We start from the raw sequence: 13,543 nt of genomic DNA, 5'->3' as shown, positions 1-13,543 counted from the left end.
AATGTCTTATTCCCACGCTTTACTCAAAAATTGGCGTAAACATCTCGCAAAAAAATTAATTAACTTACTGAAATTAAAGTAGTTCACTTATTGTTTACTAATTAAACGCCTACAGTTTGCAGAAACGTTAACACATTGTTACGACCATTGTCGCAATTCAATATTTGAGTAGCGTTGCTAAATTGATTAACGAATATAAAAAACCACCTATCGTAATCTTGCGATGTTTAAAGGGGAAAATAAAAATGGCTTTTAAAAATGAAGAACAAGCAAAAGCTTATTGGGCAGAAAACATTTCATTACTGTTTAAGTTATTAGCGGTATGGTTTTTGGTCTCTTTTGGCTTTGGCATATTACTTGTAGATGTACTAAATGAAGTACGTTTTTTTGGGTTTAAACTTGGCTTCTGGTTCGCCCAGCAAGGCGCGATTTATACCTTTGTAGCTTTGATTTTTGTGTACGTTTTCAAAATGAATACGTTAGATAAAAAATATGGCGTAGACGAATAGGAGCTCAGCAATGGATGTTCAAATACTCACTTTTATAATCGTCGGTTTAAGCTTTGCGCTTTATATCGGCATTGCAATCTGGGCTCGTGCAGGGTCAACAAATGAATTCTATGTTGCCGGTGGTGGTGTACCTCCACTAGCCAATGGTATGGCAACTGCTGCGGATTGGATGAGTGCTGCGTCATTTATTTCAATGGCAGGTATTATTTCGTTTGCTGGCTATGACGGTAGTGTTTACTTAATGGGGTGGACGGGTGGTTATGTACTACTGGCCATGTGTTTAGCGCCTTACTTACGTAAATTCGGCAAGTTTACTGTACCAGACTTTATCGGGGATCGTTACTACTCACGTACTGCGCGTTTAGTGGCTATTTTATGTGCCATCTTTATTTGTTTTACTTACATTGCGGGTCAAATGCGTGGTGTGGGTGTGGTGTTCTCTCGTTTCTTAGAAGTTGAAATTGAAACCGGCGTTTACATCGGCATGATTATTGTTTTCTTTTATGCTGTACTTGGTGGCATGAAAGGCATTACTTACACGCAAGTTGCGCAGTACTGTGTACTGGTATTTGCTTATTTGGTACCGGCTATTTTCATCTCGATGATGGCAACCGGTCACTTTTTCCCACAAACAGGGTTTGGTGCCACGCTAAGTGATGGTTCAGGCATGTATGTATTGGATAAATTAGATGGTTTAAGTGCTGAGTTGGGCTTTGGTCAATACACTGAAGGCTCGAAGAGCATGATTGATGTATTTGCAATCACAGGTGCTCTTATGGTCGGTACTGCTGGTTTACCACATGTAATTGTTCGCTTTTTCACTGTACCTCGCGTAAAGGACACACGTATTTCAGCGGCGTGGACACTGGTATTTATTGCTATTGTTTACACAACAGCACCCGCAGTAGCTTCGTTTGCCCGTGTAAACATGATTGACACCATTAATGGTAAAGACGGTAGCGGCACAGCGTATGCAGATGCACCAGCTTGGATTAAAAACTGGGAACGTACAGGCCTAATTACCTTTAATGATAAAAATGGTGACGGCAAAATGTTTTACACATCAGGTAAAATCACTGACCCTAATAGCGCGAACGAAGTAAACGTTGACCGCGATATTATGGTACTAGCGAACCCTGAAATTGCCGACTTACCAGCATGGGTTATTGCACTCGTTGCTGCTGGTGGTATTGCCGCGGCACTATCGACTACAGCGGGCTTACTATTGGTTATTTCAACCTCAGTATCGCACGATTTGCTAAAACGGACACTCAAACCGGATATAACCGACAAGCAAGAATTACTTGCAGCGAGGTTAGCAGCGATGATTGCTATTGTAATATCCGCCTACTTTGGGATTAACCCGCCAGGATTTGTGGCCTCGGTTGTTGCCTTTGCCTTCGGCTTAGCGGCAGCGAGCTTCTTCCCTGCAATTATTATGGGTATTTTCTCTAAATCAATGAATAAACATGGTGCAATTGCAGGCATGGTAACGGGTATCACCTTTACTGCTGCATACATCATCTATTTCAAGTTTGTGAGCCCAGAGCTTAATAGCCCAGAAAATTGGTTCTTAGGTATTTCACCTGAAGGGATTGGTTTAGTAGGTATGATCATTAACTTTGCAGTAGCTGCAGTTGTAATGAAAATGACTCAACCAACACCAATTGAAATCCAAGAAATGGTGGAAGGCATTCGTAATCCTAAAGGGTCTAGTGAAGCGCATGCTCACTAATCCATATAGCTAATGATATAACGCATCAAAGCCCGACTTAAGTCGGGCTTTTTATTTGTTTAAATAATGACTACATTAAATAATCGCTATATTAGATAACCATATTTCAGGTTAAGTCGCTTTTTTATTGAGGATGATTTATGAGTAATGAGCAACAGGAAGTCGCGCAGTTTATTAACAAGCAAGCGCCATTTTCAATGTTACAAGACAGCGCCTGCAGTTATTTTGTAAACCATCTGGATAGTATTTATTTGACCCGAGAAAACCAAACGCAATGGCTTAACAGTGAACAGCCTAAGTTATTTTTAATCCGCTCTGGGTTATACGATTTAGTCGATGCCAAAGGCGATACGGTAACGCGTTTAACTCAAGGTGATTACTTTGGTTACCCCTCTTTATTAACGGGAGATGCAATACAAAATAGCTTAGAAGTACAAAAAGAGGGCATAGTGTATATGCTCGACCAAACGCATTTTGATTATTTACGCCGAGAATATAAAGCCTTTGAGCAATATTTTGTCCGTGCTCATGCTAATCGATTGCTGTCATCGCATTATAAGAGCAACAACGACAGCTGGTCTGAGCGTAAAATATCAGAGATCATGACTCGCAAAGCGATAACGCTGCCCCCCGATGCCAGCATCCGTCATAGTGCTAAAAAAATGCAAGAGCATGGGGTTTCTTCAATAATGATCACCGAAAACTCGCACCTTGTTGGGGTGGTTACTGACCGTGATTTACGTAATCGAGTGCTTGCTGATGAGGTGGACCCCGCGCAAGCTATCAATAGTATTATGACCAATAAGCCTAAGTTTATATTTGAAAATAATCGTGTGTTTTCAGCGCTACACTTAATGCTTAAGCATAATATTCATCATTTACCTGTGCTTGATGAAAATCATAAACCGCTAGGTATGATCACTAGTACAGACTTACTACGCCAACAAAAAAGCGACCCTGTCCAGCTCATTGGCCGTATTTATAAAGCGCATAATGTCGCTGATTTAAAGCGTTACGCTAAAGAAATTCCTGAGTTATTAAAGGGGTTTTCTAATAATATTGATGATATTTCACTGATCGGAAAGTTACTCAGCGGTTTAACTGATGCGCTAACCTCGCGGCTAATATTTTTATTTCAACAACAACATGGTGTTGCACCTACGAGCTTTAGCTTTATTTGTTTTGGCTCTCAAGCGCGCGAAGAGCAAACACTGCATTCTGATCAAGATAATGGCTTGTTATTACCCGATGGTCTAAACGATGAGCAGCACGCGTACTTTAAACAAATGGGTGAATTTGTATGTGAAAACTTAGTTGAATGCGGTATTCGTCGTTGCCCTGGTAACATTATGGCCAGCAGTGATGCGTGTCGAATGAGTGTCAGTGATTGGCGGGCGAAGTTTTTAAAGTGGATCACCAGCCCCACACCTCAGGCAATGCTCAACTGTAAAATATTTTTTGATCTGCGTTTTATTGAAGGATCAACCACGCTTTATAGCCAGTTTTGTGAAGAGTTAACTCATATTTCTCGCAACGATCTTTTTTATGCGGCAATGGCCAGCGATGTGAATACCAACAGCGCGCCGATTGGTTTATTCAATAACTTTAAAACCGAAAAAACAGAGCAACACCACAAGTACATCGATCTTAAAAAGCGCGGGGTGGTGATCATTAACGATCTGGCAAGGTTGTATGCATTAAAAGTAGGCATCCGTCGTGCTAACACCCAAGAGCGATTAGACGCCTTATTAAAGTATTCATTGTTAAGCAAAGAAGATATTTATAATTTAAAAGATTGTTGGCGATTTTTAACTCAGCTTCGGCTGCGCACACAAATAAACGAAGAGGGGTTACCCAGCAATTGTATAAACCCAGATAAGCTCAATTCGTTAGAGCGTCATCAGCTTAAAGAAGCGTTTTACCTAGTAAAACAAGCGCAGCAAGGCGCGGCGTTTAAATTTTCGCGTGGGAGTTTGTAACAACAATGGTTAAGCAGCTTATTACTCGTTATTTAAAGCGCCGTCATTTGCTCGTGCAAAGTGCTTTAAAGCAACGTTATTTAGTAATTGATTTGGAATTAACAGGGCTTGCTCCTAAACAACATGAAATTGTCTCGGTTGCTTGGGTACTGATTGATAACGAATGTATCAAAAACAGTCAGTCGCAGCATTTGGTTAATAAAGAGGTGAAAAGTTTAGAGCAGAGCCCCGTTTTTCATGGCATTAGTACTGACTCGGTGGCACAAGGGCAAAGTCTACAAAGCATTTTAACGTCTTTAAGCGCTCACTTTAGTGACTGTATTTTAGTATTTCATAATGCCATGCTCGATTGGGGTTTTTTAAAGTTAGCACTAAAAAATGCAGGGATCACCCAGCGCCCCAAGTTGATTATCGACACCTTACAAATAGAAAAAAAGCGTCTGCTAAAACATAGCTCAGATATAAAATTAGACGATTTAACTCTTAATGAATGTCGTAAACGCTACGGCTTACCAAGCTATCATTGTCATCACGCCCTTACCGATGCACAAGCTACTGCTGAGTTGTTATTAGCCCAATGCCATCAAATAAGCGCCGGTAAGGAGCTCAAAGTAGGCGAGTTAACGTAGGTTGGGCAGAGCGAAACCCAACCTATAAAGAATACATAAATACTAGATTACTGAGGCAGTTTACTTTTGTTTTTATTTGTATAACTATGGGAACGTGTGATTTATTATGAATTCAAGGAACGAATATGAAACTTATCATCGCTATTTTTATTACCTTATTCCCTCTTATTACTTTTGCTCATTCAAGCGTGCCAGCTAATCGTCACATTGCAGTGCAGGGGTCAGCTGAGGTATTTGTTGAGCCTGATATGGCTCAAATTATATTTGAAGTAAAAAGCACTGAAGCTACATTCCTTGAGGCTAAACGTGAGCTTGATGACCGGATTAGCTTGCTACTTGAACAATCAGACAAATACGGTTTTGACCAAAACGATGTTTATATATCGGGTTTAAAAAGCAAGGTATACACTATGATTGGTACAGAATCTGGGACTGTTTCAGGCGATAAGTATTTAGCCCTGAAAACAGTTAAAGTCACATTGAAAGATATTAAAAAAGTCGATGAATTTATTAATTTTGCTCAAAGCTTAAAAATAGACAATATCGAAAAAATTAATGGTTTATCCTCTAAAGTTAATCAGTTAGAGGTAGAAGCAACACAATTAGCAATCGATAACGCAAAAGCGAAGGGAAATAAGCTCGCTCAAGCTTTTGGCGCTGAACTTGGCAACGTTTACAGTATCAGTGCAAATTCCGGCAGCTCAGATTACGATTATGACGCGGGCGGTGTTAAGCACATTATTTTATCTAGCGATAGAAATAGCGTGGTTGCTAGTAATAACGAGAATCCATTTATGCAGCAGCAATATTTAGGCGCAACAATAAGCGTTAAAGCATCAATAAAGGTGGTGTTTGATTTAAAACTAAAATAGCAAACAGTGCAAATACCCACTAGCAGGACTAAAAGTAAAAGTGCAGTGTGTGTGTTGATTATGACGTTAATTTAAAGTTTCTAATGCTTGGCTCTTATAATCACAAGCAAGGTCGATTACAATACCGCCATCTAAAAGGCGACGCTGCCTTTCTCTGTACGTAACTAGAGTGGATTTTATATTTCATGGCAATCAAACTTGCAATTAATGGTTTTGGTCGTATTGGTCGAAATATTGTCCGTGCACTATACGAATCAGGCTTAAGCGACGAGATCAAAATTGTTGCAATTAACGAACTAGCCGACCCTGAAGCTATTGCCCATTTATTAAAATACGACACCTCTCATGGTCGTTTTGCTTTTCCAGTTAAACTAGGTGAAGACACCATTAGCGTAGCTGATGACACCATTGCGTTATTTTGTGAACAAAATCCAGTTGAATTACCGTGGCAAACGTTAGATGTTGACGTGGTGCTTGAATGTACGGGGGTTTATCACTCGCGTGAACACGCGCAATTACATTTGACTGCGGGCGCAAAAAAGGTGCTATTTTCACATCCTGCGGATAATGATGTTGATGCCACTATTGTTTACGGTATTAATGACGATGAGCTTAAAAGCGAGCATACTATTGTCTCTAATGGCTCGTGTACCACCAACTGCGTCGTTCCTGTTATTAAAGTACTCGATGATGCCTTTGGCATTGAATCAGGTGCTATTACGACCATTCATGCGTCAATGAACGATCAGCAAGTAATTGATGCGTATCATCATGATTTACGCCGTACGCGTGCCGCCAGCCAGTCTATTATTCCTGTAGATACAAAATTAGCCCGTGGTATAGACCGTATTTTACCTAAATTTAAAGGTCGCTTTGAGGCCATTGCGGTCCGTGTACCGACCATTAATGTGACGGCGATGGATTTAAGTGTCACGGTTAATGCAGATGTAGATTTAAGTGCGGTTAATAATGCCCTTAAAGCACAAACTAAAGACCGCCTTGAAGGTATTTTAAGTTACACCGAAGAGCCATTGGTATCGGTTGATTTTAATCATGACCCACATTCTTGTATCATAGATGGCACACAGACACGTGTTAGTCATAAACGACTGATAAAGTTATTAGTTTGGTGTGATAACGAGTGGGGATTTGCGAATCGCATGCTCGATACCGCGCGTGCTATGATGGCATTTAAGTAATATTTTAAACGTATTTTTCAGGTTCAGTATCGTTAACTAAGGAGATGTTCATGTCGGTCATTAAAATGGCAGATTTAGATTTAAACGGCAAACGCGTATTAATTCGTGAAGATTTAAATGTACCCGTTAAAGCAGGAAAAGTGACGTCAGATGCACGTATTCGTGCTGCGTTACCTACTATCAAACTAGCGTTAGAGAAAGGCGCGAAAGTGATGGTTATGTCACACCTTGGCCGTCCTACGGAAGGGCAATACGAAGAAGAGTTTTCATTGGCTCCGGTTGTCGATTACTTAAATGATGCACTTGAGCAAACAGTTCGCCTAGAAAAAGATTATTTAAACGGCGTTGATGTTGCAGATAACGAAGTCGTTGTTTTTGAAAACGTGCGTTTTAATAAAGGCGAGAAAAAAGACGACGAAACTTTATCAAAGCAACTCGCTGCATTATGTGACGTGTACGTAATGGATGCCTTTGGTACTGCGCATCGGGCACAAGCATCAACGCATGGTGTAGGTTTATTTGCTGATGTAGCGTGTGCCGGTCCATTATTATCGGCTGAACTTGAAGCGCTAGGTAAAGCGCTTGATAACCCAGCACGCCCATTAGTGGCGATTGTGGGTGGCTCTAAAGTGTCAACTAAGTTAACCGTACTTGATTCATTGTCTAAAATTGTTGACCAGCTTGTTACGGGTGGCGGTATTGCTAATACCTTTATTGCAGCTGCAGGTTACCCTGTAGGTAAGTCCCTTTTTGAGGCTGACTTAATGGACGAAGCTAATCGCTTATGTGCAGCAGCAAAAGCTAACAAGGGTGAAATTCCGGTACCGACAGATGTTGTTGTGGGTAATGAATTCTCAGAATCAGCTGTAGCAACACTTAAAGATGTAAGCGAAGTTACCAGCGACGATATGATTTTTGATATTGGCCCCGATACCGCAAATCAACTTGCAAAAATTATTGCTAATGCGGGCACCGTTGTATGGAATGGCCCAGTGGGTGTTTTTGAATTTGATCAGTTCGGTAATGGTACACGTGCCATTGCCCAAGCGATTGCTGATTCAAAAGCGTTTTCAATTGCAGGCGGTGGTGACACCCTAGCAGCAATTGACAAGTACGGCATTAGTGACAAAGTTTCGTATATTTCTACCGGTGGTGGTGCTTTCTTAGAGTTTTTAGAAGGTAAAAAACTGCCTGCAGTAGTGATGCTAGAATCACGTGCTAAGTAATACGTAAAGTATTAGCTAGCCGTTAGGCAGATGTGGAGTGTCCGCATCTGCTACACTTAACTGATAAATACCTCTCACTTTTATTTATTAGTATTTAATTCGAATTTTAGGCATTGAGCTTTAAGGTTCGAGGTGTAGTTATTGCACCAAACTAACAAATCCGTTCAAACTAGATAGTTTAATGACTATCGATAAATTGGAGAATACCCAATGGCTTTAATCAGTATGCGACAACTTCTGGATCATGCCGCTGAGCATGGTTACGGTGTACCCGCGTTTAATGTAAATAACCAAGAGCAAATGCGCGCAATTATGGAAGCGGCTGATAAAACAAACAGCCCTGTTATTGTGCAAGGTTCTGCGGGCGCACGTGCGTATGCCGGTGCACCTTTTATTCGTCATATGATTTTAGCGGCAGTTGAAGAATGGCCACATATCCCCGTGGTTATGCATCAGGATCACGGTACATCACCGGGTGTATGTCAGCGTTCAATTCAGTTAGGTTTTTCATCAGTAATGATGGATGGCTCGTTAATGAGCGATGGCAAAACTCCGTCAAGCTACGATTACAACGTTGATGTAACACGTAAAACAGTTGAAATGGCACATGCGTGTGGCGTATCTGTAGAGGGTGAGCTAGGTGTATTAGGTTCACTTGAAACCGGTGAAGCGGGTGAAGAAGACGGCGTTGGCGCTGAGGGTAAACTTACCACAGAGCAAATGCTAACGAATCCAGAAGAAGCGGCAGATTTTGTAAATAAAACCCATGTTGATGCGCTGGCTATTGCCTGTGGTACATCACACGGTGCCTACAAATTTACGCGTCCACCAACCGACGATATTTTAGCGATTGATCGTATTAAAGAAATTCATGCGCGTATTCCAAACACGCACTTAGTAATGCATGGCTCGTCTTCTGTACCACAAGAGTGGTTAGAAGTGATTAACCAATACGGTGGCGAAATTCCTGAAACATACGGTGTGCCAGTTGAGCAAATTGTTGAAGGGATTAAATACGGTGTGCGTAAGGTAAACATTGATACTGACTTACGTTTAGCGTCTACCGGTGCGATTCGTCGTCATTTGGCAATGAACCCATCGAACTTCGACCCACGTAAGTTCTTAGCCGCTGCAACACAAGCAATGACTGACATTTGTATTGCCCGTTACGAAGCGTTTGGTACTGCGGGTCAAGCAAGTAAAATTAAGCCAATTTCATTGGATGAAATGCACCTTAAATACTTAAGCGGTGAGTTAAATCCAAAAATAAAATAATGAGCCAATAACGGCGATACTCTCGCACTCATTATAAAAAGCCAGTTGCTTACGCTCTGGCTTTTTTGATCTGAGGGGATCAGTATTTTACTTACCGATAAATCTGGGATCACTCGATTACTAACTTGTCATATCTGGGATCATTACTTTACTAAGTGAAGGGCTTAAAGTGACGCATTTTGTACTTTTAAGTGTCGAACATCATAATGAATGGATAAAAATCACACAGCAAATCATTGGTTTAGCTTTGTTAGTGGGTAAAATAGTGATCCGAAAAGGGATCTGCTTAATAAAACTCTGATCCTTGTATTTAAGATCATAATAAACCTGATCTAAATAGGTGCCGACTTTTATTATTAAGCCTAAAAATAGCTGCTAGTTAGTAATTTGATGATCCCAAGTTAATATCATAAATAGGCCTTTAATAACGACTCACTTTACTGCAAACCACTTTTTTATTTACTGCTCAAGATGATAAAAATATGACATATTCAATTTTTTGTTACTATTTTGTGTTTTTTTTAGTTTCATTTTAATTTAGACGTTACACTTTAATAAAAATGTCATACTTAGTCATAATAATGAAACCTACTCAATAGCCTAAGAGATAAATTGGAATGTCACGTAAAGTATTAGTCGTTGATGACGAAGCACCTATCAGGGAAATGTTGGTTTTTGTTTTAGAACAAAATGGCTTTCAAGCCATTGAGGCAGAAGATTATGATTCTGCAATAGCCGCAATGGTTGAACCTTATCCAGATATGGTGTTACTCGATTGGATGCTACCTGGTGGTAGTGGAATTCAAATCGCTAAAAAATTCAAACAAAATGAACACACACGCCAAATCCCTATCATTATGCTAACTGCTCGCGGCGAAGAAGAAGACAAAATACGCGGTTTAGAAGTGGGCGCTGATGATTACGTTACTAAGCCGTTTTCACCTAAAGAGTTAATGGCGCGTATTAAAGCAGTTATTCGCCGAGTAGCACCTACCTCTTTAGAAGAAGCAATTGAAGTGCATGGCCTGCGCTTGGACCCTATTTCGCATCGTGTTACCTCAGGGGGCAGTGAGCTTGATATGGGACCAACGGAATTTCGACTGTTACACTTTTTTATGACCCATCCAGAGCGTGTTTACAGCCGTGAGCAACTGCTTGATCATGTATGGGGCACGAATGTGTATGTTGAAGACAGAACCGTAGATGTTCATATTCGTCGCTTGCGTAAAGCGATTGCTACGCTTGGACATGACCGCTTAGTACAAACGGTACGCGGAGCTGGTTATCGCTTTTCGAGTAAACTATAGTGTGCTTACAATTAAGCTTACTTAGTTAAGTAGCAATCTATTAACCTAGTTCAGTCAACTTGTCTGCTAGCGTTTATAAGGTAAAGAGCGTGTATGTATCGAGTTATTAACAAGCAGGCGCTAACAAAGCGGCTGTTTGTCTATTTTATACCTTTACTTTTAATTGGGGTGCTTATTGATGCCCCATTTTTGATGTTGTTTTTGGGCGCTTTTTCGCTACTTATGTGGCATTACCATCAACTTTATCGGTTAAGTGATTGGCTGCATAACCAGCGCAGTTTTAACCCACCAGAAGGTGAAGGATCGTGGGAGCAAGTATTTGAAGGCATCTATCAGCTGCAAAATCGTAATCGTAAAAAGCGTAACGAACTGGCAGAGCTGATACGCCGTTTTCGTGACGGTGCTGAGGCGGTGCCTGATGCCGTTGTTGTATTGCAAAACGATTTATCAATTGTGTGGTGTAATCAACTTGCACTCAAAGTGTTAGGGTTACAATGGCCGGTTGATCATGGTCAGCGTTTAGATAACCTCATTCGCGATCCTAAATTTGCTAAATATATGCACCGTAAAGAGTTTAGTGATGCACTGGAGCTTGAAAGTGGCCACAGTGTAGAACAAGTACTTGAGTTTAGGGTGATGCCTTATGCTAACACTCAGTTATTGGTGGTAGTACGTGATGTCACCCGTTTAAAGCAGCTTGAGCAGATGCGTAAAGACTTTGTTGCTAATGTCTCTCATGAGCTCAGAACCCCTTTAACGGTTGTTACCGGCTACCTTGAAATGCTCGACAGTGATTCGCTCCCTTCGCCTGCAATGTGGAATAAGGCACAAACTACCATGCTAGAACAATGTAAACGCATGGATAGTTTAGTGAATCAGTTACTTTCGTTATCACGTATTGAAGGCGCAAAACGCCACAGTAATGATAAGGCAGTAAATGTACCGCAATTGCTAAAACTGATTGAAATTGAAGCACAGTCTATAAATCAAGATAAAGGCCATCAACTTATTTTTAATATTGATGCGTCACTTGATATTACCGGTGCTGAGGATGAGCTCAGAAGTGCTTTTTCAAACTTAGTATTTAATGCCATTCATTATACTAAGCCAGGTGGTAAAATTGAGGTGTGTTGGCAGCGCAACAATGCACAGGCATGTTTTAGTGTTATCGATAATGGTGATGGTATTGCACCAGAGCATATAAATCGCTTAACTGAGCGTTTTTATCGGGTCGATAAAGCCAGAAGCCGCACCACAGGTGGCTCAGGATTAGGCTTAGCAATCACTAAACATGTACTTACTCGCCATGGTAGCCAATTAAAAATTAGCAGTGAACTGGGTAAAGGCTCCTGTTTTTCTTTTGCGTTTTCAAGCGATAGGTTGATCTCTATTCCGCCATTAGTGACGAGTAATACTGCTAGTCATAAAAGTGTCATTTAAGAGTCACACCATTGTCATGTACTCACTTTAGAGTGAACCGCAGTTAGGAAATGGGACGAACAAACTGGAGAACCCCAAAATGAAATTTAAAAACTTAGTTGCCGCAATGGGTGTGGCTGTTACAACATTTGTATCTGCGCAAGCAGTAGCATTAGAAGACGGTATGCCTGAGTATCAAAAAATTAGCGGTGTATCAGGTAACTTTTCATCGGTAGGGTCTGATACGTTAGCCAACATGATGACCTTTTGGGCTGAAGAATATAAGCGTATTTACCCAAATGTAAATATTCAAATTCAAGCGGCAGGTTCGTCTACTGCGCCACCAGCACTAACAGAAGGTACGGCAAATTTAGGTCCAATGAGCCGTGCTATGAAGTCGAAAGAAATTGAAGCATTTGAAAAGCGCTATGGTTATAAGCCAACACAAGTACGTGTAGCAATTGATGCATTAGCGGTATTTGTTCATAAAGATAACCCAATTGAAGGGCTACGTATTGACCAAATCGATGCTATTTTCTCTTCAACACGTAAATGTGGCGCACCAGAGCAAGTAAACCGCTGGAGTGATGTTGGTCTAGAAGGTGATTGGGCTGCAAAAGACGTGCAATTATATGGACGTAACTCAGTATCAGGGACTTACGGTTACTTTAAAAAGAAAGCCTTATGTAAAGGCGATTTTCGTAATAACGTGAACGAGCAACCGGGTTCAGCTTCTGTTGTACAGTCAATTTCAGCATCACTAAATGCCATTGGTTATTCTGGCATTGGTTATAAAACATCGGGTGTGCGCACTGTTCCGTTATCTAAAAAAGGTACTAACTTTGTAGATGCCACGCTTGAAAACGTAGCTCAAGGTAAATACCCACTTTCACGTTTCTTATATGTTTATGTAAATAAACACCCAAATAAGCCACTTGGCCCAGTTGAAGCTGAGTTTTTAAAGATGGTACTTTCGCAAGAAGGTCAAAAAATTGTAGAAAAAGATGGTTATGTGCCACTTTCTGCAAAGCTAGTTGAAGTTGAGTTGAAAAAGTTAGGCTTAAACTAAACCGCTAATAATTAAAAACCGCTCAAATGAGCGGTTTTTTTTGGTTTACAATTTATGCCGATTGATATTAGTCAGCTTTACTTAAGTTTTCAGCTTGTACTTTGCATTGATTATACGCTTCGATGCACTTAGATGAGCAAACCTGTGACTTAAGGCTGTCGGTGGTTGTTTGTTGTTCACAGCTGGTTTCGCATTGATAACTTTGCTGAGCACATTGATTAAGTGCTGGATTACCCGCCTGGCTCTGGCAGCCAGCAAGAACTGCAAACGAAAAAGCCACGAGGCTAGTTTTAATAAAAGTTTTCATACTTATCCTTAAAGTGA

The 13,543-nt window shown here is 40.7% G+C and carries 12 protein-coding genes; 11 read left to right on the top strand and 1 reads right to left on the bottom strand.

Annotation, left to right across the window (positions count from 1 at the left end):
* Window positions 1-245: 245 nt before the first annotated feature.
* The 11 genes from CWC14_RS12430 (at window position 246) to CWC14_RS12380 (ending at window position 13,219) form a co-directional block, all read left to right on the top strand.
* Entirely contained in the window at window positions 246-509 is a 264-nt protein-coding gene (locus CWC14_RS12430) for a DUF4212 domain-containing protein (RefSeq protein WP_138563144.1), read from the top strand.
* Between the two features lie 10 nt (window positions 510-519).
* The gene (locus CWC14_RS12425; protein WP_036981444.1) at window positions 520-2,244 is read left to right on the top strand and encodes a sodium:solute symporter family protein; all 1,725 of its coding nucleotides are present in this window, start codon (window positions 520-522) and stop codon (window positions 2,242-2,244) included.
* 140 nt (window positions 2,245-2,384) lie between these two features.
* A complete protein-coding gene (locus tag CWC14_RS12420) occupies window positions 2,385-4,223 on the top strand; it encodes a DUF294 nucleotidyltransferase-like domain-containing protein (protein ID WP_069440145.1) in 1,839 nt (612 codons plus the stop codon).
* 5 nt (window positions 4,224-4,228) lie between these two features.
* A complete protein-coding gene (locus tag CWC14_RS12415) occupies window positions 4,229-4,852 on the top strand; it encodes a 3'-5' exonuclease (protein WP_036981448.1) in 624 nt (207 codons plus the stop codon).
* Window positions 4,853-4,977: 125 nt separating this feature from the next.
* Window positions 4,978-5,724 (top strand): SIMPL domain-containing protein, encoded by a 747-nt coding sequence (locus tag CWC14_RS12410; protein WP_138563143.1) that lies wholly within the window; start codon window positions 4,978-4,980, stop codon window positions 5,722-5,724.
* 185 nt (window positions 5,725-5,909) lie between these two features.
* A complete protein-coding gene (gene epd / locus CWC14_RS12405) occupies window positions 5,910-6,923 on the top strand; it encodes an erythrose-4-phosphate dehydrogenase (RefSeq protein WP_138563142.1) in 1,014 nt (337 codons plus the stop codon).
* A gap of 50 nt (window positions 6,924-6,973) precedes the next feature.
* Window positions 6,974-8,149, top strand: coding sequence for a phosphoglycerate kinase (locus tag CWC14_RS12400; protein ID WP_138563141.1), 1,176 nt, complete (start codon window positions 6,974-6,976; stop codon window positions 8,147-8,149).
* 210 nt (window positions 8,150-8,359) lie between these two features.
* Window positions 8,360-9,424 carry a class II fructose-bisphosphate aldolase gene (gene fba, locus CWC14_RS12395; protein ID WP_008111197.1) on the top strand — a complete coding sequence of 355 codons (1,065 nt, stop codon included), beginning with the start codon at window positions 8,360-8,362 and terminating at the stop codon, window positions 9,422-9,424.
* 617 nt (window positions 9,425-10,041) lie between these two features.
* A complete protein-coding gene (gene phoB, locus CWC14_RS12390) occupies window positions 10,042-10,731 on the top strand; it encodes a phosphate regulon transcriptional regulator PhoB (protein WP_013465747.1) in 690 nt (229 codons plus the stop codon).
* A gap of 93 nt (window positions 10,732-10,824) precedes the next feature.
* Complete coding sequence (gene phoR / locus CWC14_RS12385; RefSeq protein WP_138563140.1) at window positions 10,825-12,171, top strand: phosphate regulon sensor histidine kinase PhoR; 1,347 nt, start codon at window positions 10,825-10,827, stop codon at window positions 12,169-12,171.
* A gap of 79 nt (window positions 12,172-12,250) precedes the next feature.
* The gene (locus CWC14_RS12380) at window positions 12,251-13,219 is read left to right on the top strand and encodes a PstS family phosphate ABC transporter substrate-binding protein (protein WP_138563139.1); all 969 of its coding nucleotides are present in this window, start codon (window positions 12,251-12,253) and stop codon (window positions 13,217-13,219) included.
* Window positions 13,220-13,286: 67 nt separating this feature from the next.
* Here CWC14_RS12380 and CWC14_RS12375 read toward each other — a convergent pair whose 3' ends face one another.
* Complete coding sequence (locus CWC14_RS12375; protein ID WP_036981457.1) at window positions 13,287-13,526, bottom strand: hypothetical protein; 240 nt, start codon at window positions 13,524-13,526, stop codon at window positions 13,287-13,289.
* Between the last annotated feature and the right edge of the window lie 17 nt (window positions 13,527-13,543).

The organism is Pseudoalteromonas sp. S3260, assembly GCF_005886925.1.
In the GTDB taxonomy this organism is placed as follows: Bacteria; Pseudomonadota; Gammaproteobacteria; order Enterobacterales; family Alteromonadaceae; genus Pseudoalteromonas; species Pseudoalteromonas tetraodonis.
This window is presented reverse-complemented; position numbering and strand designations above follow the sequence as displayed.

What these genes read in the sequence shown, in the direction of transcription:
- CWC14_RS12410 (WP_138563143.1), top strand. Translation starts at nt 4,978, where the DNA reads ATGAAACTTATCATCGCTATTTTTATTACCTTATTCCCTCTTATTACT.
- CWC14_RS12430 (WP_138563144.1), top strand. Translation starts at nt 246, where the DNA reads ATGGCTTTTAAAAATGAAGAACAAGCAAAAGCTTATTGGGCAGAAAAC.
- phoB (WP_013465747.1), top strand. Translation starts at nt 10,042, where the DNA reads ATGTCACGTAAAGTATTAGTCGTTGATGACGAAGCACCTATCAGGGAA.
- phoR (WP_138563140.1), top strand. Translation starts at nt 10,825, where the DNA reads ATGTATCGAGTTATTAACAAGCAGGCGCTAACAAAGCGGCTGTTTGTC.
- CWC14_RS12420 (WP_069440145.1), top strand. Translation starts at nt 2,385, where the DNA reads ATGAGTAATGAGCAACAGGAAGTCGCGCAGTTTATTAACAAGCAAGCG.
- CWC14_RS12400 (WP_138563141.1), top strand. Translation starts at nt 6,974, where the DNA reads ATGTCGGTCATTAAAATGGCAGATTTAGATTTAAACGGCAAACGCGTA.
- epd (WP_138563142.1), top strand. Translation starts at nt 5,910, where the DNA reads ATGGCAATCAAACTTGCAATTAATGGTTTTGGTCGTATTGGTCGAAAT.
- CWC14_RS12380 (WP_138563139.1), top strand. Translation starts at nt 12,251, where the DNA reads ATGAAATTTAAAAACTTAGTTGCCGCAATGGGTGTGGCTGTTACAACA.
- CWC14_RS12375 (WP_036981457.1), bottom strand. Translation starts at nt 13,526, where the DNA reads ATGAAAACTTTTATTAAAACTAGCCTCGTGGCTTTTTCGTTTGCAGTT.
- fba (WP_008111197.1), top strand. Translation starts at nt 8,360, where the DNA reads ATGGCTTTAATCAGTATGCGACAACTTCTGGATCATGCCGCTGAGCAT.
- CWC14_RS12425 (WP_036981444.1), top strand. Translation starts at nt 520, where the DNA reads ATGGATGTTCAAATACTCACTTTTATAATCGTCGGTTTAAGCTTTGCG.
- CWC14_RS12415 (WP_036981448.1), top strand. Translation starts at nt 4,229, where the DNA reads ATGGTTAAGCAGCTTATTACTCGTTATTTAAAGCGCCGTCATTTGCTC.